Raw genomic sequence first — 21789 nt, 5'->3', positions numbered from 1 at the left:
ATGACTTTTAAAGAATTTAGAACTAAATGGACACCAATTGTTGATGAATATTTAACAAAGCATTTAGCAAGTGAAGTTGATGATCAAAAGATTAGCCAAATTATGGCTTATTCAGTAATGGCTGGTGGTAAGAGATTACGCCCGCTACTGTTTCTAGCAACTTTAGCTGCATTAGACAAGCCGATTAGTGAACAAGAAGTTCGCATTGCTTGCGGGATTGAACTAATTCACACCTATTCATTAATTCATGATGATTTACCAGCGATGGATAATGATGATTATCGTCGGGGTAAGTTGACAAGCCATAAAAGGTGGGGCGAAGCCGAAGCAATTTTAGCTGGGGATGCATTGTTACCAATGGGAATAGAATGGATTGCCTCAGGCAGCCATTCTGCTGACTTAGTTAAAATCATTACTCAGGCAGTTGGCCCTAACGGGATGGTTGGCGGTCAATATCTCGACATTGATTCGACCAACAATGCTAGCGTGGCTGACGATGCTCAGTTTATCAATCGAATGGAATGGTTAAAGACTGGTTGTCTCATCCTTGCTTGCGTCGAGATGGCGGCAACCTACGCTGGAGCTGATCCTGATAAGAAAGCCAAACTGATGGCATTTGCACATGACTTTGGTCGTTCATACCAAATTTATGATGATTTGGTTGATGTTGTAGAAACGAGTGAGGAAGCCGGCAAGGCAACTCATAAGGATCAAGAAGAAGGTAAGAATAACACTTTGACTTTACTGGGAATTGAGCAGAGTCGTCAGGAGTTAACTAGCCTGATTAAGCATGCCCAAGACAGTTTAGCTGGTTTGAATGGCAGTGTATTAGCTGGCTTTCTTGATTTATACCAAAAGGTGCTGTAAATGACGAAAAAAAGAGCAGATATTTTATTGGCAGAGCAGGGCCTTTTTCATTCAAGAACGCAGGCGCAGCGCGCAATTATGGCTGGACTAGTATCCGATCATAATCACCAGCGTATTGACAAGAGCGGCACGAGTTTTCCCGAAGATGAAAAATTTTACATTAAAGATGATGGCAAAAAATACGTCTCACGTGGCGGCTTCAAATTAGAAAAAGCTCTGAAGTCTTTTCAAATTGATTTAAATAATAAAATTTGTTTGGACATTGGTGCCTCAACTGGTGGTTTTACCGATGTCGCATTGCAGAATGGTGCCAAAATGGTTTATGCCCTCGATGTTGGTTATAACCAACTGGCGTGGCAACTGCGCGACGATGACCGTGTTGTTGTCATGGAAAAGCAAAATTTTCGTTATAGTAAGCCGGCAGATTTTACCCAAGGCCTGCCCGACTTTGCCATGACGGATGTTTCCTTTATTTCGCTGGATTTGATTATGCCGCCGATGTTTGAAATTTTAAAAGATGGTTGTGATGCCGTCTGTCTGATTAAGCCGCAGTTTGAAGCTGGCCCAGAAAATGTGGGCAAGCACGGTATTGTGCATGATCACGCGGTTCATTGTGCCGTGATTGAACACACAATTGAGCAGGCGCTGAAGGTTGGCTTCAATGTTCTTGATGTTGATTATTCGCCAATTAAGGGCGGCAAGGGCAACATTGAATTTTTGATTCATTTACAAAAAGAAGAACATAATGGCGGCCAAAAATTGTGGTCAGGTACGCCAGAAGAGGTTGTAGAACGGGCAGTTCATGAACTTTAGGAGTTAAAAATGTTAGTTGAGCTGGATATTAAGAACTTTGCCATTATCAAGGCGCTGAAGGTTCGCTTTCAAGAAAATATGACGGTGCTGATTGGTGAAACTGGTGCCGGAAAATCAATTATTATTGATGCCGTGTCACTCTTGATGGGTGGGCGCGGTCAAAAAGAAATGGTGCGCAGCGGTGAAAAAAAGGCCGTTGTCACTGGATTATTTGAGGTTAATCAGGGTACTAATGAAATCACCGAATTATGTGAAAAGTATGGTCTGCCAGATTCTGATGGTCAGCTGATAATTAGTCGTGAACTGGCTGTCAAAGGTCGCAACGTGGTGCGCATTAACGGTCAGTTGACGACAATTAATGTCTTGCGTGAGTTAGGCAATTATCTAGTTGATATTCATGGTCAAAATGACCAGCAGATACTAATGGATCAGGATCGGCAGATTGATTTAGTGGATAATTACGCGCCGGCAAGTTTTAAGACGGCTCTAGCAAGTTATCAAAAGGATTTTGCAAAGTGGCAAACTTTAACTTCGCGGCTCAACCATCTGCGTAAAGACGCGCAGGAATTAGCACAAAAGCAGGACATTTTAAAATTTCAAAATGATGAACTGGCTGCAGCTAACCTGACAGATGTCCATGAAGATGAGCAGCTTGAAGAAGAATTTAACGAGCTGAACAATTATCAAAAAATTGTCGATACTGCCAATTATTTGATGCAATTATATGATGATGACGAGCACGGTATTGAAACCTTAATTGGCGACGCGCAAAATGCTGCCAATGAGTTGAGTGAATATGGTTCCAAGTTTAAGGATATTGCCAAGACAATTGACGATGGGGTCTATGCGTTAAGTGATGCCCGCGGAGAACTGTCGAATGTCTTGGATGAAATGGACTTTGATGAGGAACGTTACCAGTATGTTTCTAGCCGGCTAGATACCTTGAATTCACTGAAGAAAAAGTATGGTCCAGACCTTGAAGATGTTTTTGCTTTTTATACAAAAGTGCAAAAGGAATTAGGGCAATATGAAACTGGTGGCCTTGACGAAGAAGAATTGCAGAAGCAGGTTGCCGAAATTGAAGAAAAGCTGACGCAAGAAGCACGAGGACTGCATGATACGCGCGAGCAGGTTGCTCGTAATCTTGAGGAAAAAATCAAGCAGGAATTGGCCGATCTTTATATGGCAAAAGCGCGGTTTGCGATTGATTTTTCAAGTACGACGACTTTTACCAGCAAGGGTACTGATGAAATTGTCTTTTTGATTGCGCCAAATCCCGGCGAGGATTTGATGCCGCTAGTTAAGATTGTTTCTGGTGGTGAGCAATCGCGGCTAATTTTGGCATTAAAAGCGATTTTTAGTCGGGTAGAACCGGTTGGCACCATGATTTTTGATGAAATTGATACCGGTGTTTCTGGTCGCGTGTCGGCCGCAATTGGTGCCAAGATGCACTCAATTGGTGAAAGTAAACAGGTCATTGCGATCACGCACTCGCCGCAAGTGGCCGCCGCAGGTGACCAAAAGTACTTGGTGGCTAAACAAGTTAAGGATGGTGCTACTTACACGCAGATTGGGCCGTTGACGCAAGAAGAAACAATTACTGCGATTGCGGAAATGATGGCCGGCAGCAACGTAACGGAAGCTGCTAAACAGAATGCCGAAGATTTGATGGAGAGTTTTAAAAAGAAAAAATGAATGCACAAATAGAACAGTATTGGCGTAATTTTTGTATTGAAAGAGCAATTGATCCTAATGAATTGGATGAGGCATTTGCCTTTGGTGATACTAAAGAAATGGCTGATGAATTAGCCGATTTAGTTAATTGCGGAATAAAGACGGCGACAACTAGTATCTATGTACCAGAGGATAGTCTGGCGCAAGTTGGTAAGTACTGCATTATTCTAGATGGCTCTGATAAGCCGATTTGTGTCGTGCAAAATAAGGTTTGTGAGGTAATGCCCTTTAAGCAGGTATCGCAAGAGCATGCTTATCATGAGGGTGAGGGTGACCGCACGTATGCATATTGGCATCAGGCACATGTTGATTTCTTTACTAAAGAATGTAAAGAAGAAGGCTGGACCTTTAATGACGAGACACTAGTTGTCTGTGAAGTGTTTGCCAAAATTTCATAATCAAAAAAGCTCGAGAATTTTTAGTTCTCGAGCTTTTTGTTGTTTTTATTAAGCTAAATCAATCCGAAAAATATTGCTGACGTCAATTATTTTTAATATTTTGCGGTCATTAGAACGTAAGATAAAACGTCCAGCCGATACACGCTTAACAATCTGACCGATTTCACTTGTGTCATTTGGGTAGGTAATCATGACAAAATCACGGTGAAGCAGAGCAAAGTTTAGGGCAGTTAAGATATGACGATAAGCTTGGTTATAAATGCTTAGTCTGTCATCATCATAAGTAAATAGGTAATGGTAAATTTTCTTAAGCGAGTTTTTCATTAAAGCACCCCTTGAAAGTAGCGAACATTTGTTTGATAAACATATTATACGAACATCTGTTTACGAAAACAAGTGTTTGGTGTAAATTTGCTCAAAAAACTTATTAACTTGAAAAACTGTTACATTTAGTTTTAAATAGACTTAATAGCTTTTTATAGGGGAGTATGGCATGGCAGATAAAGGTTTGTTACTTGTCCTTTCGGGTCCTTCAGGAGTTGGCAAAGGAACCGTTAAAAGTGCAATAGTTAAGAATAAAGTTTTTCCGTTTGAATATTCAGTGTCAATGACGACGCGTAAGCCGCGGCCTGGCGAAGTTAATGGTAAAGATTATTTTTTCGTTTCTGAAGAACGTTTTAAGCAAGCTATTAACCATGGCGAACTTCTAGAATATAATAGATATGTGAACCATTATTATGGTACGCCGCTTGCACCAGTGAAAAAGATGCTGGAGCAAGGTAAAGATGTGTTGTTAGAGATTGACGTTAACGGGGCGCAAAAAGTGCGTGAACAAATGCCGGATGGAGTTTTTATTTTCTTAACCCCACCAGACTTACACACTTTGCACGAGCGCTTGGAGAACCGCGGCACGGAATCAGAAGACGTCATTATGGGACGCATCAAGCAGGCCAGAGAAGAAATTTTGGTAATGCAAGATTATGATTATGCAGTTGTTAATGATCAGGTGGCAAATGCCGTCCATCATATTAAGGCAATTGTTGATGCCGAGCACGTTAGCGTCAAACGGGTAATTGATACTTACCGGAAAATGGTCAGGGAGGACTAATTATGAGAGTTACATATCCATCAATTGACAAATTATTAGCACGTGTTGATTCGCGTTATTCGTTATCAGTGCTTGCTGCTAAGAGAGCACACGAATTAGAGGCTGGCGATCCAGAAGCATTGAAGAGCTACAAGTCGCTAAAGCCTGTCGGTAAGGCACTGGAAGAAATCGAAGCCGGTAAAGTTACCGTTGATCCCGAACATCGCGAGGTTAATCAATAAGTTGGTTAAATTTCATGACCTTCATCCGCAAGTGATGGAGGTCATTTTTTTCAAGGTGATTAAATGATTGCGCAAGTAATTGTAGATATTGCAGCTAAGCAGACGGATCGGATTTTTGAATATCATATTCCTGATGAAGTTGGTAATGTCGAAATTGGCTCACGGGTGTTTGTACCGTTTGGCCCGCGTAAATTGCAGGGCTTTGTGGTTGGCCTAACTGAGAACAGCCAGTTTCAAGGCAAGTTAAAGGATCTGCTATTAGTTGTTGACGAAATGCCGCCGTTAACGCCAGAGTTAGTAGAATTATCTAAAGAATTGTCTAACCGCATATTTTCGTATCGAATTACACTGTTAAAGGCAATGCTGCCGCGAGTGATGCGGGCAAATTACCGCAAAATTTTGGTACCACAATCTCCTCAGGAAAAAGAATTACCATTTTTTCAGGGAGAGCCAATTGATTTAAATAAAGTTACCGATGCCAAGGAAATTGCGGCAATCCGCAAGTTGCTACGTAATGATGATGCCAAAATTGAATATTTGGTTGAAAATCGGGCCAAGGTGAAGACGCAAAACCAGTATGCTTTGGTCTTAACTAAAAAGGACTACATCGACCTTTATGAGTCTTTACGACAAAATGCGGTTAAGCAAAAGCAACTGCTGATGGCGATAATTGAAAACTACTCTGCCTTCCCGATGCTGCAAAGCCAATTAGAACAAGTCGCTCAGGTTAATACTGCCTCATTAACAAGTGCTGTTAAAAAAGGCTGGCTGAAAAAGTCAGCGCTGGAAGTTTATCGTGATCCGCTAGCTACTTTCACTAAGAACAAGCATCCTCATGCCCAAATCACATTGAACGATGAGCAACAAGCTGCATTAGACCAAGTTGTACCCGCTATTAAAACGGCTAAGCCGCAGACTTTTTTGCTTGAAGGCATCACGGGCAGCGGGAAAACTGAGGTTTATTTGCATGCAATCAACCAAACCCTGATTAGTGGGAAGAATGCGCTAATGCTGGTGCCGGAAATTTCACTAACGCCGCAGATGGTGACCCAAGTCAAAGAGCGCTTTGGCGAGCAGGTAGCGGTGCTGCATAGTGGCTTATCGGAAGGCGAACTGTATGATGAGTGGCGGCGAATCCGCCGCGGCGAAGTGCGAGTTGTTGTCGGCGCGCGTAGTGCAGTCTTTGCACCTTTGACAAATATTGGCCTAATTGTTATTGACGAGGAACATGAATCTTCATATAAGCAGGAAGACAATCCGCGCTATCATGCCCGGGATGTTGCGATCTGGCGCAGTAAATATAATTCTTGCCCCTTAGTGTTAGGCAGTGCCACCCCATCACTTGGTAGCCGTGCGCGAGCACAAAAGGGTGTGTATCAGTTATTAAAATTGACTAAAAGGGCTAACCAAAAGAAATTGCCCGAAGTTAATTTAATTGACCTCAAGCAAGCTGACTTTGCCGGTGGACAATTGGACTTAACGGTGCAATTGGTTACTGCAATTCAAGAGCGATTGGCTAAAAAAGAGCAAGTAATACTGATGCTTAATCGGCGCGGCTTTGCCAACTTTATGTTGTGCCGCGAATGCGGTTACGTTATGAAGTGTCCCAACTGCGATTTGTCGCTAACAATGCACAAGGACACCGGACAAATGCAATGCCATTACTGCGGGTATACAATCGTAATTCCAAGCAAGTGTCCTAATTGTCAAAGTCCTAAGATTCGTTTCTTGGGGACAGGTACGCAAAAGGTTCAAGAAGAATTGAATTCACTGCTGCCTGGTGCAAGAATTTTGCGGATGGATGTTGACACAACCCGGCGCAAGGGGGCATTTAAACGGATTTTGGATGCATTTGGCAATCATGAGGCAGATATTCTATTAGGGACGCAGATGATTGCCAAAGGGCTGGACTTTCCCAATGTCACACTTGTTGGGGTTGTCAATGCGGATACTGGCTTGTGGCTGCCAGATTATAATGCTTCTGAACGGACTTTTGAACTGTTAACACAGGTTGCGGGCCGCGCGGGCCGTGCTGAAAAAAAGGGTGAGGTAATCATTCAGACCTTTAATCCGGACCACTACGCAATTAAGCTCGCCCAAACACAAGATTATGAACGCTTCTACGCTTACGAGATGCAGATGCGTCACGCCGGCAATTATCCGCCGTATTTTTATACGGTATTAATATCGGTCGCAGCCAAAAAGGAGCAAAATGCTGCTCGCGAAGCATTTAAGATTAAACGCCGCTTGCAAGCTAATTTGCATCCAGCGACGATTGTCTTGGGACCGACACCAAGTGCAATTTCTCGTCTAAAAAACCAATATTATTATCAAATACTGGTAAAATATAAAAAAGAAGTTAACTTAAATAATTTATTACACCAAATTCAGGACTCAGCGCAGGAAGTAAAGAAGTACGGCTTAAGCGTGTATATCGACAATGAGCCTGAGCGAATTATGTAAAGGAGAATGTCAATGACATCAGTTATTTTTATGGGGACACCCGATTTTGCGGTGCCAATTTTACGAGCACTAGTAGAGAATAATTATGATATTAAGGCGGTTGTTACTCAGCCAGATAAAAAGGTGGGCCGCAAGCAAAAAGTTACCCCAACGCCAGTGAAGGTAGCCGCAGAAGAACTTAATCTGCCAGTTGTTCAACCAGTTAAATTGTCAGGCTCGCCAGAACTTGCCGAGTTGATTGCTTTGCACGCTGACCTGATTGTTACTGCAGCCTACGGACAATTTTTACCGACCAAATTTTTAAATTCAGTTAAAATTGCGGCAGTTAATGTGCACGGCTCATTATTGCCAAAATATCGTGGTGGGGCGCCAATTCAGTATTCACTGATCAATGGTGATTCTGAAACTGGAATAACAATTATGGAAATGGTCAAGCAAATGGATGCCGGCGATATTTATGCGCAAAAGGCACTCAAGATTGAACCAGAAGATACCACTGGCAGCGTGTTTGCCAAATTATCACTGCTGGGCCGTGACTTATTGCTCGAAACCTTGCCACAGATCATTGCTAATCCTGACCAAAAGACGCCGCAGGATGCAAGTAAGGTTGTCTTTTCACCTAATATTCAAAAAGACCAGGAACAAATTAAGCTGACACTAACAGCAACACAAGCCAACAATTTAATTCGCGGGCTTAATCCTGATCCCGGTGCCTATTTATCAGTTGCTGGCAAACGCCTGAAGGTGTGGCGAGCAGAAGTTAGTTCAGAGCAAACAGAACTGCCAGCAGGTAGTTTAGTTGCAAACGATGACCGTTTTGCAATCAGTTTTGCGCAAGGGACGGTGCTGAACTTATTAGAGTTACAACCAGCGGGTAAAAAGAAAATGACCGTTAACAATTTTTTGAACGGTCAAGGCAGTAAATATACGGTAGGAGAACAAATTGTCGACGACTAAAAGTGCGCGTGCAGTCGCGCTGCAAACACTGATTCGCGTTTTGCGCGATGGCTCATACTCAAACATTAGCTTGAATAACAGTCTGCGGCATTCGCAATTAAGTCAAGCAGACCGGAATTTTTGTACTCGTCTAGTTTATGGTACGATTCAATACAAAATTTATTTAGAATACCAGCTGCATGATCTAGTTAAGACCAAGCTTAAAGAAGATTATTTGTTGCCGTTATTATTGATGTCTAGCTACCAAATTTTATTTTTGGATAAAGTGCCTAACAGGGCAGCGGTCAATGAGGCCAATCTGCTGGCTAAACAATTTGGTAAGCCTCATTCAACCGGTTTTAAAATTGTTAACGGCATTTTGCATGCGTTAATTCGTCGCGGGTCAGTCTTACCTGATAAAAAGGATGCTGCACAATACTTGAGCGTCAAAGAGAGTGTGCCCGAATGGTTGGTGCAATATTTAATTGACAATTGGGGACTTGAGCGCACGAGCAGTATTTTGACCAGTATTAATTTGCCTGCTAAAAATACGGTGCGCATTGCTCGCTTAGCAGATACCAAAGAAGTAATTAAAGAACTGACAGATTTGGGCTTTGCTCCAGAAGAGTCTGCCTTGACAAGTGACGAGCTAGTTTTAGATCGCGGTGGCGTTAGTGAGACACCGTTATTTCAAGATGGTAAATTGACAATTCAAGACGAAGCTGCTAGTTTAGCGGTAAATGCTTTCAATTTTATGGGTGATGAAGAAGTACTGGATGCTTGTAGTGCACCTGGTGGTAAAACCGTCCAGATTGCGGAACAGTTGTCAACGGGTCACGTGACTGCGCTTGATATTCATGAAAATAAGTTGCGGCTAGTTAAGCAAAATGCTGAGCGAATGAATGTGAACGAGCGCGTTATCACTAAGGCAATGGACGCTCGCAAGGCCGATCAAGTTTTTGCACAAGGTCAATTTGCTAAAATTCTGGTTGATGCACCATGTTCTGGCTTGGGATTATTGCGCCGTAAGCCGGAAATTCGCTACACCAAGAGCTTGAGTGATTTAACTAACTTGCAAAAAGTACAGTTGGCATTACTTGATCATTTAAGTGGTCTTGTAAAGGCGAATGGCGAACTGGTTTATTCCACTTGTACCATTGCCGTTGAAGAGGATGAGGCAGTAGTCAAGGCATTTTTAGAGCAACATCCTGAATTTGAATTGCAGGCGTTTAAGGCAGGTAAAATTGATGCACCAGAAGGGATGCTCAAGATTTTACCTGATAGTTATGGCAGTGACGGCTTTTTCATTGCTAAGTTTGTAAGGCGAGGTTAGAGTTTTGATTAAAACAGCATACGCTTCGAGTATCGGTCGGATACGGAAAAGCAATCAAGATTTTGTACGAGTTTTTCAAAATAAGAGCGGTGCAACTATGGCGATTGTCTGTGATGGCATGGGTGGCCACCAAGGCGGGGATGTTGCCTCGACAATGGCCGTCAGCCATTTGGGCCATAGTTTCGGCGTAACTGACTTTACTGATTGTGACAGTGCTCGTAAATGGCTTGATGTCCAGCTTAATTCCGAAAATGAGACGATTTTAAAGACTGCTGACCGTTTTCCTGATTTGAATGGGATGGGCACAACGATTGTTTTGGCCGTTGTTTTTGCGCAAGAAGCTTTAATCGCTCACTTAGGTGACTCGCGGGCATACAGTTATACCGCGGGTAAGTTTATCCAATTAGTCGAAGACCATTCGCTGGTTAATGAACTTGTCAAGATTGGCCAAATTACTAAGCAGCAGGCTAAACATCACCCGCAAAAAAACATTATCACGCAGGCACTCGGCGTTTCTAGCACAATTGATCCAGAATTTCGCCAGATAACTTTGCATGATAATGATGTAATTTTGCTATGTACAGATGGGTTGACCAATTCGTTAAGTGACCCCCAAATTCAACAAATTTTGGCAACCAAAGAATTGTCTTTAAAGGAACGCTGCCATAAATTAATCAACGAAGCTAACCGCTTAGGTGGTGGCGACAATATTACCGTTTGCCTTGTAGTTGACGAGGACGGTGATCAGCAGTGATTGATAAAGGGTATTTATTAGGTGACCGCTACCGGATCATTGACACGCTGGGCGAAGGCGGGATGGCTAACGTTTATTTAGCCGAAGACATTATTTTGCAGCGAAAAGTTGCCGTTAAAATTTTACGAATGGACTTGCAGCGCGAACCACAGACTCTTGCGCGATTTCAACGTGAGGCATTAGCTACTAGTGAGTTAAGCCATCCAAATATTGTCATGGTGCTGGATGTTGGAACGGATTACGGCCTGCCTTACATGGTGATGGAGTATGTTTCGGGTCCGGATTTAAAAGAGTATATCCGGCAAAATTCACCACTAGACTTGCGCGATGTGATTCGGATAATGGACCAAATATTGAGTGCTATGGCCTTGGCGCACAAGCATAATGTGATTCACCGAGATTTAAAACCGCAAAATATTCTGATGGATAAACGCGGCAATATTAAGATTGCCGACTTTGGCATCGCTGTGGCTTTGAACCAAAATTCCGTAACCCAGACCAATTCTGCAATTGGTTCAGTTCATTACATGTCTCCAGAGCAAACGCGCGGCGGTTTAGTTACCAAACAATCGGATTTGTATTCGCTGGGGATTATTCTTTATGAATTGATTACTGGCACGGTGCCCTTCAACGGTGACACCGCTGTTGCCATTGCCTTGAAGCATGCTCAAGAGCCGATTCCGTCGATTAAATTAAAGGACCCAAAAGTTCCCCAAGCATTAGAAAATGTGGTTTTAAAGGCTACTGCTAAGGACCCTCGAGACCGCTACAGCACTGCTCAAGAAATGAAGGCCGATCTGGATACGAGTCTTGATGCTAGCCGCGCTGATGAGCCAGTTTTTATTCCCAATCATGGTCTGAATAATGATGAGACAATTGTTTTGCCTAACTTTAAGCCCAGTCGCAAGACCGAGGTAACCCAAGAAAAAGCTCAGGGCAAAGAGGCAGAGCAGCAGCCAGTTAAAAAGACCGGTTTGTTAGCTAGTCTGAGGCAAAATAAGTGGTGGTGGTTGTTTATTGCCGTTGCTGCGGCTGCAGTTGTCGGATTAATGTTTTTAGTTCTTAGCAGCCATGCAGACGTTCGGATTCCCGACGTCACTAATTTAACCGAAAAGAGTGCCCGAGTTCAGCTAGAAAAAGTTGGCCTGAAGGTCGGGCATATTAAGCATAAGAGTTCAGATAGTATTGATCAGGGGCGCGTAATTGAGACCTTGCCGCCTGCTGGCTCGCAAAGTAAAAAGGGTCGGCCAATTGATCTCTATATTTCGGATGGTGCCGGGATGGTGCGCGTGCCCGACGTCACGGGTGAAGACTATGATGCGGCCGTGGCAAAGCTGCAAAAGTTGGGCTTTGATGTTATCAAAGATACCCAGTATTCGCCTAATGTACCGCCTGATCACGTCATTAGCCAGAGTATCGCTGCCGATGTTGAGGTTAAGCCTAACCAAACAACGGTCACTTTAGTTGTCTCTAAGGGTCGCGATGATGGTCCGCGTCGTAATTCAATTAAATTGGCAAACTTAAAGGATTACACGCTAAAAGAGGCGCAAGAATATGCTCATAAGCGTGGCTTGACCTTGCAAGTGACCTCAACGTATTCTGATAAAGTCAAAAAAGGCAAGATTATTTCAATGAGTCCAGCAGCTGGTACACAGGTGCCGCGCAGTAGCACGGTGACTGTGAGTTTATCAGAGGGGCCAAAGGAAGAAGAAGATTCATCCGCGATTAAAACATTTACCGTTAACTATGATTCCGAAAATACTTCCGGCAGTCATGGCAACCACGTGCAAATTTATGTTTCCGATGATAATCATTCTCTCAGCAATATTTACCGCGACTTATACATTAAGCGAGATACCAATTTTTCAATTCCATTTTCACTGAAAAATGGTGCTGGTAGTTTGCGAGTTGTGCGCGATGGTCAAACCATATTAAATGAAAAGGTGAAATAAATGACTAAGCAAGTCGAAGGAATTGTTGTTGGCCTAATTGCCGGTTTTTATGATGTGCAGACGCAATCTGGCGTTGTGCGCACAAGAGCACGCGGAGTTTTTCGTAAAAACAAAGAAAAGCCAACAGTGGGCGACCACGTGCAAATTCAAATTGATGAGCAAGGGACCAGCTATTTGGTTGCAATTATGCCGCGCAAAAACCTGATTGGGCGGCCAGCTTTGGCCAATGTAAGTCATGTTTTGCTGGTGATATCGGCGGTTGAGCCAGACTTTTCACTCCAATTGCTTGACCGGTTCTTGACGTTTTTTGCATGGCAAAAGGTTGCCGTTAGCATTTATTTATCGAAAAGTGACATTGTTGATGCGGCTGAGCTGCAGAAGATTAAGCAGGAGCTTGATTACTATGCCAAAATTGGTTATCCCATTTATGATGATTGGACCAAGCTGGCTACCAAGTTGCCTAAGGCAATTATGCAGGACCAAATTTGGACACTGGCAGGGCAGTCTGGTGCTGGTAAGTCGACTTTGATTAATCATTTAAAAAAGGATTTACAACAAGAAACAGCCGCCATTTCAACAAGTTTAAACCGCGGTAAGCATACGACTAGAACAGTTCAACTGTTTAGCCTAGGCGAGGGCTTTTTGGCAGATACACCGGGCTTTTCCGCGATTGACTTTACGCCAATCAAACTAAACGAGCTCTGCAATTACTTTGTCGAGTTTAAAAAAGCAAGTGTTAACTGCAAGTTTCGCGGCTGTCAGCACCTTAAAGAACCCGGCTGTGCGGTTAAGCAGCTTGTAGACGAGGGCAAAATTCGCCAGAGTCGCTACGATGATTATTTAGTGATGCGCAATGAAATTGCCAATGGCCGAATGCCCGAATATTTGAAATAAGGAGACAAGATGTTAATTGCACCTTCGATTTTAAATGCGAATAATTTAAACCTCAAAAGTGACATTGCAGCAGCTGTTGCAGCGGGAATTAGCCGGGTTCATATTGATATTATGGATGGTCACTTTGTGCCCAATTTATCTTTTGGCCCCCAATTGGTTAGTGATTTTAAGCGGGCATTCCCTGACGTTACGGCAGAAATCCATTTAATGAGCGACAAGCCAGATATTTTTGTGCCAGCATTTGTTAGTGCTGGCGCCGATTTAATTGAGCTGCATTATGAGGCAATGTCTGAAGCAGAATTGGATAAGTGGCTAACTTATTTAAATCAGCACCATGTCAAAGCTGGCTTAGTGCTTAGCCCAGATACGCCAGTAACGGTCTTACCTAAATTTGTAGCTAAGCTTGATCAAATTTTATTAATGACCGTTTATCCAGGTTTTGGTGGGCAAAAGTTTATTCCTGAGATGATTGATAAAATTAATCGAGCCAATGAATTGCTGCAAGGCAGGCTGCCAATTGAGGTTGATGGCGGTATTGATGCTGAAACCGCCCAGATTGCTCAGTCTGCTGGAGCAAGTATTTTTGTTGCTGGGTCATACTTGTTTGGCAAGGGGCAAATTGCCAAACAGGTAGCAGAACTAACGGAGATATTGCGATGAAGGCAATTGCGTTATTAGGCGGCCCGGAAGCCGAGTGGCCGCAGGAAATTAAGCAAAAATTATTAACCGCACAGGCTCGCGGCGATCTATTAATTGGTGTTGACCGCGGCAGCATTCTACTTGAGCAATTAGGTTTCACACCTGATCTGGCAGTTGGTGATTTTGACTCCTTAAAGCGAAAAGAATTAACTAAAATTGCGTGTGATGTTCCAGATGTGCGTTATTCGGTCCCAGAAAAAGATTTCACTGATACCGAGTTGATGATTAGGGATGTTTTTAACGATTATCATGTTGAAAAATTAACGCTGCTGGGCGCTACTGGTGGGCGTATTGATCATTTTTTGGTAAATTTGCTAATGCTACTGAATCCAGCGGTTAATCAATTTGCTGAGCAAGTCGAAATATTGGACCGGCAAAATCTCATTAATTTTTATAATTCCGGCAATCATGTTGTGCCGCGGCAAATGGGTTACACTTATTTTGGCGTTGTCCCGCTCACAGCAGTCAAGCAGCTAAATATTACTAATGCCAAATATAATTTATCAGATTTTGATGGTTCTTATCCGGTGGCGTTTAGTTCTAACGAATTTTTGCCGCAGGCAAATTCATTTAATTTGTCATTTACAAAGGGGACTGTCGCTGTTATTCAAGCTAAAGATATTGATCGCTATCAAAATATTTAATTAAAAAAAGCCAATTCCTAGAATTTCTAAGAATTGGCTTTTAATTTAGCGTAATAAAAAACTGCTGGAAATTAATCTAGCAGTCTTTTATGTATATTAGGCACGAGTAACTTTACCAGACTTCAAAGTCTTGGTTGAAACCCATACACGCTTTGGTTTACCATCAACAAGAATACGAACTTTTTGAAGGTTTGGCTTCCAAGCACGACGAGCTGAATTCAATGAGTGAGAACGTGTGTTACCAAAAGTGGTCTTTTTACCTGTAATATAATCTTTTGCCATTTGCTAAACCTCCTTTACTTGTGTTTTCATACTTATTTAAGATAGCATAACTTTTAGCGTAATGCAACTGCAAAAGTATTTTTTGTGAATGGATTTTGTATTTATCTTGGTTTACTATGATAAAATAGAATCATACAAAAGAAGCAATGAGACGGAGGATAAACATGGCTGTTAAAATCAAGACAAAAAACGGTTTGATTGATATTTCAAACGGAGTGATCGCAACTGTTGTTGGTAATGCGGCTACGTCTAATTATGGCGTTGTTGGTATGGCGTCAAAGAACGCGATTCGTGATGGTGTTGACGTCATTTTGAACCGGGCAAATTATAAGCGTGGCGTTGTTGTTAAGTCAGAAGATAATGAAATTACGGTTGATGTTTATATTATTGTCGGCTACGGCTTGAAGATTTCTGAAGTTAGTCGTAATGTACAAGACAGCGTTAAATTCAGTTTGAAGAATCAACTTGGAATTGACACAAGAGCTGTTAACGTGATCGTTCAAAGTGTTAAGGTACTTGACGAGTAACTCAATCGGAGGTTTAGAATATTGGTTTTAAAGGAAATAGATAGTAACAAATTTAGAGATATGGTACGAGTGGCTACTCACCGAATGGGGCGCAATGCTGAGTTTGTTAACTCACTTAACGTGTTCCCAGTTCCTGATGGTGATACTGGTACTAACATGAATTTAACTATTGAAAGTGGTGCAAAGGCCGTTGCTCAAAATACCAGTACGAGTGTGGGCGATCTAACTGAAAGCTTGGCAAAAGGAATGCTCATGGGGGCTCGCGGCAATAGCGGCGTTATTTCCTCACAGCTCTTTAGGGGCATTTATAAGGCCACTCAGGGCATGAAAACTTTAAATGCCCAGGAGCTTGCCAATGCATTTTCAAACGGTGTTGCAACGGCTTATAAGGCCGTAATGAAGCCCGTTGAAGGAACAATCTTGACGGTTGCGCGTGTGGCTGCTCAAGAAGGTGCAAATAAGGCTAACGAAACTGATGATGTAGAAGAAGTCATGGAAGCAATCGTTAATGGTGCCAAGAAGTCTTTGAAGACGACACCTGATCTGTTGCCAGTTTTGAAGCAAGTTGGCGTTGTTGACTCTGGTGGTCAAGGATTACTCTTTATCTATGAAGGCTTTTTAGAAGGTATTTTGGGCGAGAACTTCGCCGATCGCTACCAACCAGATGAAGGCGAAATGGACGAAATGATTAACGCCATGCACCACCAGTCGGTGCAGACGCAATTGTCAACGCAAGATATTAAAAATGGTTACTGTACTGAGATCATGGTTGACTTGACCGCTGATATTCCAGATAAAAAGCCATTCAATCTTGAAGAATTCAGAAATCATCTGTCTGAACTTGGAGACTCGTTATTAGCTGTTTCCGATGATGAAGTTGCTAAGGTTCACGTTCATACTGAACACCCAGGCGATGTTTTCTTATACGGTAGTCAGTTTGGTCAATTGGGCAAAATCAAGATTGATAACATGCGGATTCAGCACGAAACGATTGTTAACGATAGTGATGAACAACAAGAAAGCGTTGATTTTGCAGTAATCGCTGTGGCTTCTGGTAATGGTATTCGCAAGTTATTTGAAAGCGAAGGCGTTAACCGCATTATTTCTGGTGGTCAAACGATGAACCCATCGACCCAAGATATAATTGACGCTATTAAAAAGTCCGGTGCCCAAAAGGCAATCGTATTGCCAAATAACGGCAACATCGTAATGGCTGCTAAGCAGGCTGCTGAAGTCAGCGATATTCCTGTTGGTATTGTGCCTACTAAGACTATTTCACAAGGTTTAACGGCAATGCTTTCCTTTGATCCTGACTTATCAGTTGAGGAAAATGTTGACAGCATGACCGAAGACCTTGATACCGTTGTTTCTGGTGAAGTGACGCAAGCTAACCGCGATACAACAATTAATGACGTTGAAGTCCATGCTAATGACTATCTGGGGATTATCGATGGCGACATTGAAGTAGATAATCCTGATTTGGTAACAGCGACGATTAACATGATTGAAAAGATGCTGGATGAAGATTCAGAAATTATCACAATCATGTTTGGTCGCGATTCCAATAAGAAGCAGGCTGAGCAAGTAGTAGCTGGCTTACAGGCAAATCACGATGATCTTGAATTTGAAGTTCATGATGGTGGTCAACCAGTTTATAACTTCTTGGTTTCTGTTGAATAAAAGATGAATACACAAGCATTATTTGCTCCGGTAACAGATTTAAAAGGTGTCGGTACTAAAACAGCTGCTGCATTAGGCAGTTTAGGCATTTATAGTATCTATGACTTACTATTTTATTTTCCGTTTCGCTATGATGAACTGCAAACAATGCCTCTTGACCAGATCATGGATGGCCAGAAGGTAATGTTAAAAGGAATTGTGGCTACAGAAGCTTTTGTTAGCCGTTTTGGCTATAAAAAGAGCCGGCTTAGTTTTAAAATGCGGATTGACCATGATATTGTCATGGTCAATTTTTTTAATCAACCTTGGTTAAAGGACAAGATCGAAATCGGCAAAGAAGTAGCCGTTTATGGCAAATATGCGGTGGCGCGGCAAAGTCTATCGGGCTTCAAGTTTGTCGCTGCTAAGGAGCACGACAGCGGAATGGCGCCAATTTATCCGGTTAATCGTCATTTGCGCCAGAAAAAATTGGTTGAATTAATTAATTTGGCGTTAACTGATTATTTACCGCTGATTGAAGACGTGGTTCCTGAAGCAATCAGGCAAAAATACCGCTTATTGTCCGAGCAAGAAATTGTCGTTAAAATGCACCACCCCAAGAATGGTCGTGAGGCAGAATTAGCCAAAAGAAGTGCAATCTTTCGCGAGTTTTTCATTTTTCAGACAGAATTAGCCCAGCTTGCTCATGGCAATGCCAAACATCAGGGAATTCCGAAAAAATATGATTTGGCAGAAGTTGCCAAGTTAACCGCGTCACTGCCGTTTGAGCTGTCGGCCGATCAAAAACAAGTGGTTAACGAAATTTTCGCGGATTTACATTCTTCAAGGCAAATGCAACGACTGCTCCAAGGGGATGTCGGTTCGGGTAAGACAGTCGTTGCCGTTTATGCGATTTTTGCCGCGGTAACTGCTGGCTTTCAGGCAGCCTTGATGGTGCCGACCGAAATTTTGGCAACGCAGCATTTTAAAAAAATCGACGAGCTGCTTAGACCACTTGGCGTGCGAGTTGCCTTATTGACGGGAACAACTAAAACGCTGGAGCGACGAGAAATTTACCGCGAATTAACTGATGGCACAATCAACGTTGTGATTGGGACACACGCCTTGATTCAATCTAAGGTGATTTTCAAAAAATTAGGCTTGGTAATTATTGACGAGCAACACCGCTTTGGCGTTAGCCAACGGCAAGCCTTGATTAACAAGGGGCCCAGCCCTGATATCTTGGCAATGACGGCAACACCGATTCCGCGCACGTTAGCCTTAACCGTTTATGGCGAAACAACGGTATCGGAAATTCGCCACCTGCCAGCTGGTCGAAAACAAATTATTTCTGCTTGGAAAACCAGCAGCCAAATGGACGAGGTTTACCAGCTGATGCGTCAGCAGCTTGAACAGGGCTTCCAGATTTATGCGGTTACGCCGCTGATTACTGAGTCCGAGGCAGTCGATTTGAAAAACGCAGAGCAGCTGCATGCTAAGCTCAGTCATGATTTTCCTAATCAAAAGGTTGTACTGCTGCATGGTCAGATGCCGGGTGCTAAAAAAGATGAAATTATGACTGAATTTGCGGCTGGCAAAATCAACATTCTGGTTGCAACAAGCGTAATTGAAGTTGGTGTCGATGTTGCTAACGCCAATATGATGATTATTTACAATGCTGACCGCTTCGGCATTAGTCAATTGCACCAGCTGCGGGGGCGAATTGGCCGAGGAAAAACGCAGAGTTACTGCGTCTTCATGGCTGACCCTAAAACTGACGCGGGAAAAGCTCGAATGCAGATTATTTCTTCAACAACAGATGGTTTTAAACTGGCTGAGGAAGATTTAAAAATGCGGGGCGAAGGCGACCTGTTTGGCAAGGCTCAATCGGGCTTGCCTGAATTTCAGGTTGGCAATGTCGTTAATAATTATGAAACTCTGGTTGTGGCGCAAAATGTGGCCAAAGCCTTAGTTGAGCAGGATCCGGATTTGACCGCTTCTGCTCATCAGACTTTAAAACAGGTGCTTGACTATAAGCAGCTGCAACAAGAGAGAACATAGAAAAGATTGTGGTAAATAAATGAGAACAATTGCAATAGATGCGATGGGTGGCGAAAACGCACCCGAAGCAATCGTTAAGGCCGTTTTACAGGCTAAGGTAGAGCTCACCCAAACAAAATTTATTTTGTTTGGTGATGCAAAAAAGATTAACAAATTGATCGGCTCTGATAAAGACCGAGTTGAAGTTGTTGCAACAACTGAAATCATCAAAGATGAGGATGAACCAGTAAAGGCAATTCGCAGTAAAAAGGATTCTTCATTAGTCGTGGCTGCACGCTACGTTAAAGAGGGCAAAGCTGATGCCTTGCTATCACTGGGGAACACTGGGGCCCTATTATCTTGCGGGATTTTTATCATTGGCCGGATTAAAGGTATTGCACGGCCAGGCTTAATGCCCACTCTGCCAGTGAAAAATTCTGACGATGGCTTCAACATGATTGACGTTGGTGCCAATGCCAAGAGTAAGCCCGAATATATTTTGGCATGGGCCAAGATGGCCGCTTATTATGCTGAAAAGGTGCGCGGAATTAATAATCCTCGTGTTGCTCTCTTAAATAATGGCGCCGAAAGCGACAAGGGTGATGACGTTCATCAGGCTGCATACCAACTGCTTTTTGATAGCAAGCTGAATTTTGTTGGTAACATTGAGGGTAATGAATTACTTGAAGGCAATGCCGACGTGGTTGCTACCGATGGTTTTACCGGCAATGCCGTCTTAAAAAATATCGAAGGTACTTCCAGCGTTTTAATTCATTTGCTTAAAGACAGCCTTTTAAATAATGGCCTGAAAGCAAAGGTCGGGGCATTATTGATTAAAAATGCGCTGAAGGGATTAATTTCAAAATTTGATACGGCAAAATATGGTGGTGCAGTCTTACTTGGTGTGAATGCGCCAGTTGTTAAGACTCATGGTCGTTCTGGTCAAAGAGCCATCTATTTCACGCTTAAGCAGATTGATAAAGTCCTGGAAGAAAAAATTATTGATGAATTTAAAGCAGAATTTTCCGCTGCTGAATAATTAATTAAGGTATAATTAAGAACAATAAGGAGAAATAAATAATGACAGAAGAACAAATTTTTTCAAAAATTAGCAGCATTTTAGCCGAAAATTTTGAAGTAGATAAAGATAAAATCACTAAAGATACTAACTTTACCAGTGACTTGGACGCTGATTCCATCGATTTAGTTGAATTCATTTTGCAGCTTGAAGATGAATTCGGCGCCGAGATTTCTGATGAAGACGCCGAAAAAATTAAAACAGTCGGTGATGCCGTTAATTACGTGGCTGCACACCAAAATTAATTTCTAAAAATTCAGTTTGATATTTGCATGAAGCCAGCTTGATGTATATAATTAGAAATTAAATAAATTTATTAAATATCTCTAATAAATTTTCGCAAAAATTGAGAGGGGAAATGACCTTTGGAAAAACAAAGTGATCTCTTGCTAGATATCCAGCATTTGCATACTGCATACCGTCTACATGGGAAATTTTATGATGCTGCTGATGATATAAATATTACTCTGAAGCGTGACGAAATTTTATCAGTTGTAGGTGAGTCTGGTTGTGGTAAGAGTACAATTGCTGCAAGCATTATTGGCTTGTACGACCATAAAAACACAAAAGTAACTGGTGATATTCTCTATAACGAATTGAACTTGGTGGGTCTGAACGAAGCTCTGTTTAACAAGATTCGTGGTAATAAGATTGGAATGATTTTCCAAGATCCATTGGCAAGTCTTAATCCGTTAATGAGAGTTGGCGATCAGGTAGCTGAAACCTTGTATTACCATACTGATATGAACGAAAAGGCACGTCACGAACGCGTTATTGAGTTATTTAATCAAGTAGGGATGCCTAAACCTGAAGAAATGTACTCAATGTACCCACATGAATTATCAGGTGGTTTGCGTCAACGGGTTGTGATTGCGATGGCAGTTGCATGTAAGCCGGAAATCATCATTGCCGATGAACCGACTACTGCCCTTGACGTAACGATTCAGGCGCAAATTCTGGACTTGCTCGAAGATATTCAAAAGCAATCACACTCTGGAATTATTTTGATTACGCACGACCTTGGCGTTGTTGCCGAAACAGCTGATGAAGTTGCCGTTATGTATGGTGGTCAGATTGTTGAGAAGGCTGATGTCAAAACAATTTTTAGTCATCCGTTGCATCCATACACTCGTTCTTTATTGAACTCAATGCCGCAATCAGATGATGAAAGCGAAGATTTACACGTTATCCAAGGGACTGTTCCGTCATTGCAAAATATGCCTAGAACAGGTGATCGGTTTGCACCGAGAATTCCGTGGATTCCTGAAAGTGACCACGAAGAAAATCCAACGATGCATGAAGTTGAACCAGGACACTGGGTTAGATGTACATGCTGGAAGACATTCCACTTCCAAGATCAAGATGCTGCAGTAAGTGGGGAGTAATT

The 21789-nt window shown here is 42.4% G+C and carries 22 protein-coding genes; 20 read left to right on the top strand and 2 right to left on the bottom strand.

Annotated features, from left to right (window positions below; translation table 11 throughout):
- The 4 genes from OZX63_RS05875 to OZX63_RS05860 are packed head-to-tail and all read left to right on the top strand — an operon-like array spanning position 1 to position 3812.
- The gene (locus tag OZX63_RS05875) at positions 1-867 is read left to right on the top strand and encodes a polyprenyl synthetase family protein (RefSeq protein WP_277142329.1); all 867 of its coding nucleotides are present in this window, start codon (positions 1-3) and stop codon (positions 865-867) included.
- A complete protein-coding gene (locus OZX63_RS05870; RefSeq protein WP_277142328.1) occupies positions 868-1680 on the top strand; it encodes a TlyA family RNA methyltransferase in 813 nt (270 codons plus the stop codon).
- Between the two features lie 9 nt (positions 1681-1689).
- The gene (recN, locus tag OZX63_RS05865; protein WP_277142326.1) at positions 1690-3375 is read left to right on the top strand and encodes a DNA repair protein RecN; all 1686 of its coding nucleotides are present in this window, start codon (positions 1690-1692) and stop codon (positions 3373-3375) included.
- Positions 3372-3812, top strand: coding sequence for an ASCH domain-containing protein (locus OZX63_RS05860; RefSeq protein WP_277142324.1), 441 nt, complete (start codon positions 3372-3374; stop codon positions 3810-3812). Before recN ends, OZX63_RS05860 begins: the two co-directional genes overlap by 4 nt.
- Before the next feature lie 48 nt (positions 3813-3860).
- On the opposite strand, the gene OZX63_RS05855 is transcribed toward OZX63_RS05860, so the two are convergent.
- Entirely contained in the window at positions 3861-4136 is a 276-nt protein-coding gene (locus tag OZX63_RS05855) for a hypothetical protein (protein WP_277142322.1), read from the bottom strand.
- A 169-nt stretch (positions 4137-4305) separates the two neighbouring features.
- Between OZX63_RS05855 and gmk the strand changes: the two genes are divergently transcribed.
- The 10 genes from gmk (at position 4306) to OZX63_RS05805 (ending at position 14816) form a co-directional block, all read left to right on the top strand.
- On the top strand, positions 4306-4920 hold the full coding sequence (gene gmk / locus OZX63_RS05850; protein ID WP_277142320.1) for a guanylate kinase: 615 nt from the start codon (positions 4306-4308) through the stop codon (positions 4918-4920).
- A gap of 2 nt (positions 4921-4922) precedes the next feature.
- The gene (gene rpoZ / locus OZX63_RS05845) at positions 4923-5141 is read left to right on the top strand and encodes a DNA-directed RNA polymerase subunit omega (RefSeq protein WP_277133581.1); all 219 of its coding nucleotides are present in this window, start codon (positions 4923-4925) and stop codon (positions 5139-5141) included.
- Positions 5142-5204: 63 nt separating this feature from the next.
- On the top strand, positions 5205-7604 hold the full coding sequence (gene priA, locus OZX63_RS05840) for a primosomal protein N' (RefSeq protein WP_277142318.1): 2400 nt from the start codon (positions 5205-5207) through the stop codon (positions 7602-7604).
- Between the two features lie 12 nt (positions 7605-7616).
- The gene (gene fmt, locus OZX63_RS05835; RefSeq protein ID WP_277142316.1) at positions 7617-8561 is read left to right on the top strand and encodes a methionyl-tRNA formyltransferase; all 945 of its coding nucleotides are present in this window, start codon (positions 7617-7619) and stop codon (positions 8559-8561) included.
- Complete coding sequence (gene rsmB / locus OZX63_RS05830; RefSeq protein WP_277142313.1) at positions 8548-9873, top strand: 16S rRNA (cytosine(967)-C(5))-methyltransferase RsmB; 1326 nt, start codon at positions 8548-8550, stop codon at positions 9871-9873. The genes fmt and rsmB overlap by 14 nt, the downstream gene beginning before the upstream one ends.
- 4 nt (positions 9874-9877) lie before the next feature.
- Positions 9878-10627, top strand: a complete 750-nt coding sequence (locus OZX63_RS05825; protein WP_277133587.1) for a Stp1/IreP family PP2C-type Ser/Thr phosphatase — start codon at positions 9878-9880, stop codon at positions 10625-10627.
- Positions 10624-12579 carry a Stk1 family PASTA domain-containing Ser/Thr kinase gene (gene pknB, locus OZX63_RS05820; RefSeq protein WP_277142312.1) on the top strand — a complete coding sequence of 652 codons (1956 nt, stop codon included), beginning with the start codon at positions 10624-10626 and terminating at the stop codon, positions 12577-12579. The genes OZX63_RS05825 and pknB overlap by 4 nt, the downstream gene beginning before the upstream one ends.
- Positions 12580-13473 carry a ribosome small subunit-dependent GTPase A gene (gene rsgA, locus OZX63_RS05815; protein WP_277142310.1) on the top strand — a complete coding sequence of 298 codons (894 nt, stop codon included), beginning with the start codon at positions 12580-12582 and terminating at the stop codon, positions 13471-13473.
- A 9-nt stretch (positions 13474-13482) separates the two neighbouring features.
- Complete coding sequence (gene rpe, locus OZX63_RS05810) at positions 13483-14133, top strand: ribulose-phosphate 3-epimerase (RefSeq protein WP_277142308.1); 651 nt, start codon at positions 13483-13485, stop codon at positions 14131-14133.
- Positions 14130-14816 carry a thiamine diphosphokinase gene (locus tag OZX63_RS05805; RefSeq protein ID WP_277142306.1) on the top strand — a complete coding sequence of 229 codons (687 nt, stop codon included), beginning with the start codon at positions 14130-14132 and terminating at the stop codon, positions 14814-14816. Before rpe ends, OZX63_RS05805 begins: the two co-directional genes overlap by 4 nt.
- 96 nt (positions 14817-14912) lie before the next feature.
- Here OZX63_RS05805 and rpmB read toward each other — a convergent pair whose 3' ends face one another.
- Complete coding sequence (rpmB, locus tag OZX63_RS05800) at positions 14913-15098, bottom strand: 50S ribosomal protein L28 (protein ID WP_277133595.1); 186 nt, start codon at positions 15096-15098, stop codon at positions 14913-14915.
- Positions 15099-15262: 164 nt separating this feature from the next.
- Between rpmB and OZX63_RS05795 the strand changes: the two genes are divergently transcribed.
- From OZX63_RS05795 to OZX63_RS05770, 6 genes are all read left to right on the top strand, one after another.
- The gene (locus OZX63_RS05795) at positions 15263-15625 is read left to right on the top strand and encodes an Asp23/Gls24 family envelope stress response protein (protein ID WP_277133597.1); all 363 of its coding nucleotides are present in this window, start codon (positions 15263-15265) and stop codon (positions 15623-15625) included.
- A gap of 21 nt (positions 15626-15646) precedes the next feature.
- Positions 15647-17305: a DAK2 domain-containing protein gene (locus tag OZX63_RS05790; RefSeq protein WP_277142305.1), complete on the top strand. Its 1659-nt coding sequence runs from the start codon at positions 15647-15649 to the stop codon at positions 17303-17305.
- Between the two features lie 3 nt (positions 17306-17308).
- Positions 17309-19345: an ATP-dependent DNA helicase RecG gene (gene recG, locus OZX63_RS05785; protein WP_277142302.1), complete on the top strand. Its 2037-nt coding sequence runs from the start codon at positions 17309-17311 to the stop codon at positions 19343-19345.
- Between the two features lie 19 nt (positions 19346-19364).
- Positions 19365-20363, top strand: a complete 999-nt coding sequence (gene plsX, locus OZX63_RS05780) for a phosphate acyltransferase PlsX (protein ID WP_277142300.1) — start codon at positions 19365-19367, stop codon at positions 20361-20363.
- Positions 20364-20404: 41 nt separating this feature from the next.
- A complete protein-coding gene (gene acpP, locus OZX63_RS05775) occupies positions 20405-20647 on the top strand; it encodes an acyl carrier protein (RefSeq protein ID WP_277142298.1) in 243 nt (80 codons plus the stop codon).
- A 120-nt stretch (positions 20648-20767) separates the two neighbouring features.
- Complete coding sequence (locus tag OZX63_RS05770; RefSeq protein ID WP_277142296.1) at positions 20768-21787, top strand: ABC transporter ATP-binding protein; 1020 nt, start codon at positions 20768-20770, stop codon at positions 21785-21787.
- Positions 21788-21789: the final 2 nt, after the last annotated feature.

Source organism: Lactobacillus sp. ESL0700 (assembly GCF_029392095.1).
Taxonomy (GTDB): Bacteria; Bacillota; Bacilli; order Lactobacillales; family Lactobacillaceae; genus Lactobacillus.
The sequence above is the reverse complement of the archived record's forward strand: the minus strand, read 5'-3'. Positions and strand labels throughout refer to the sequence as shown.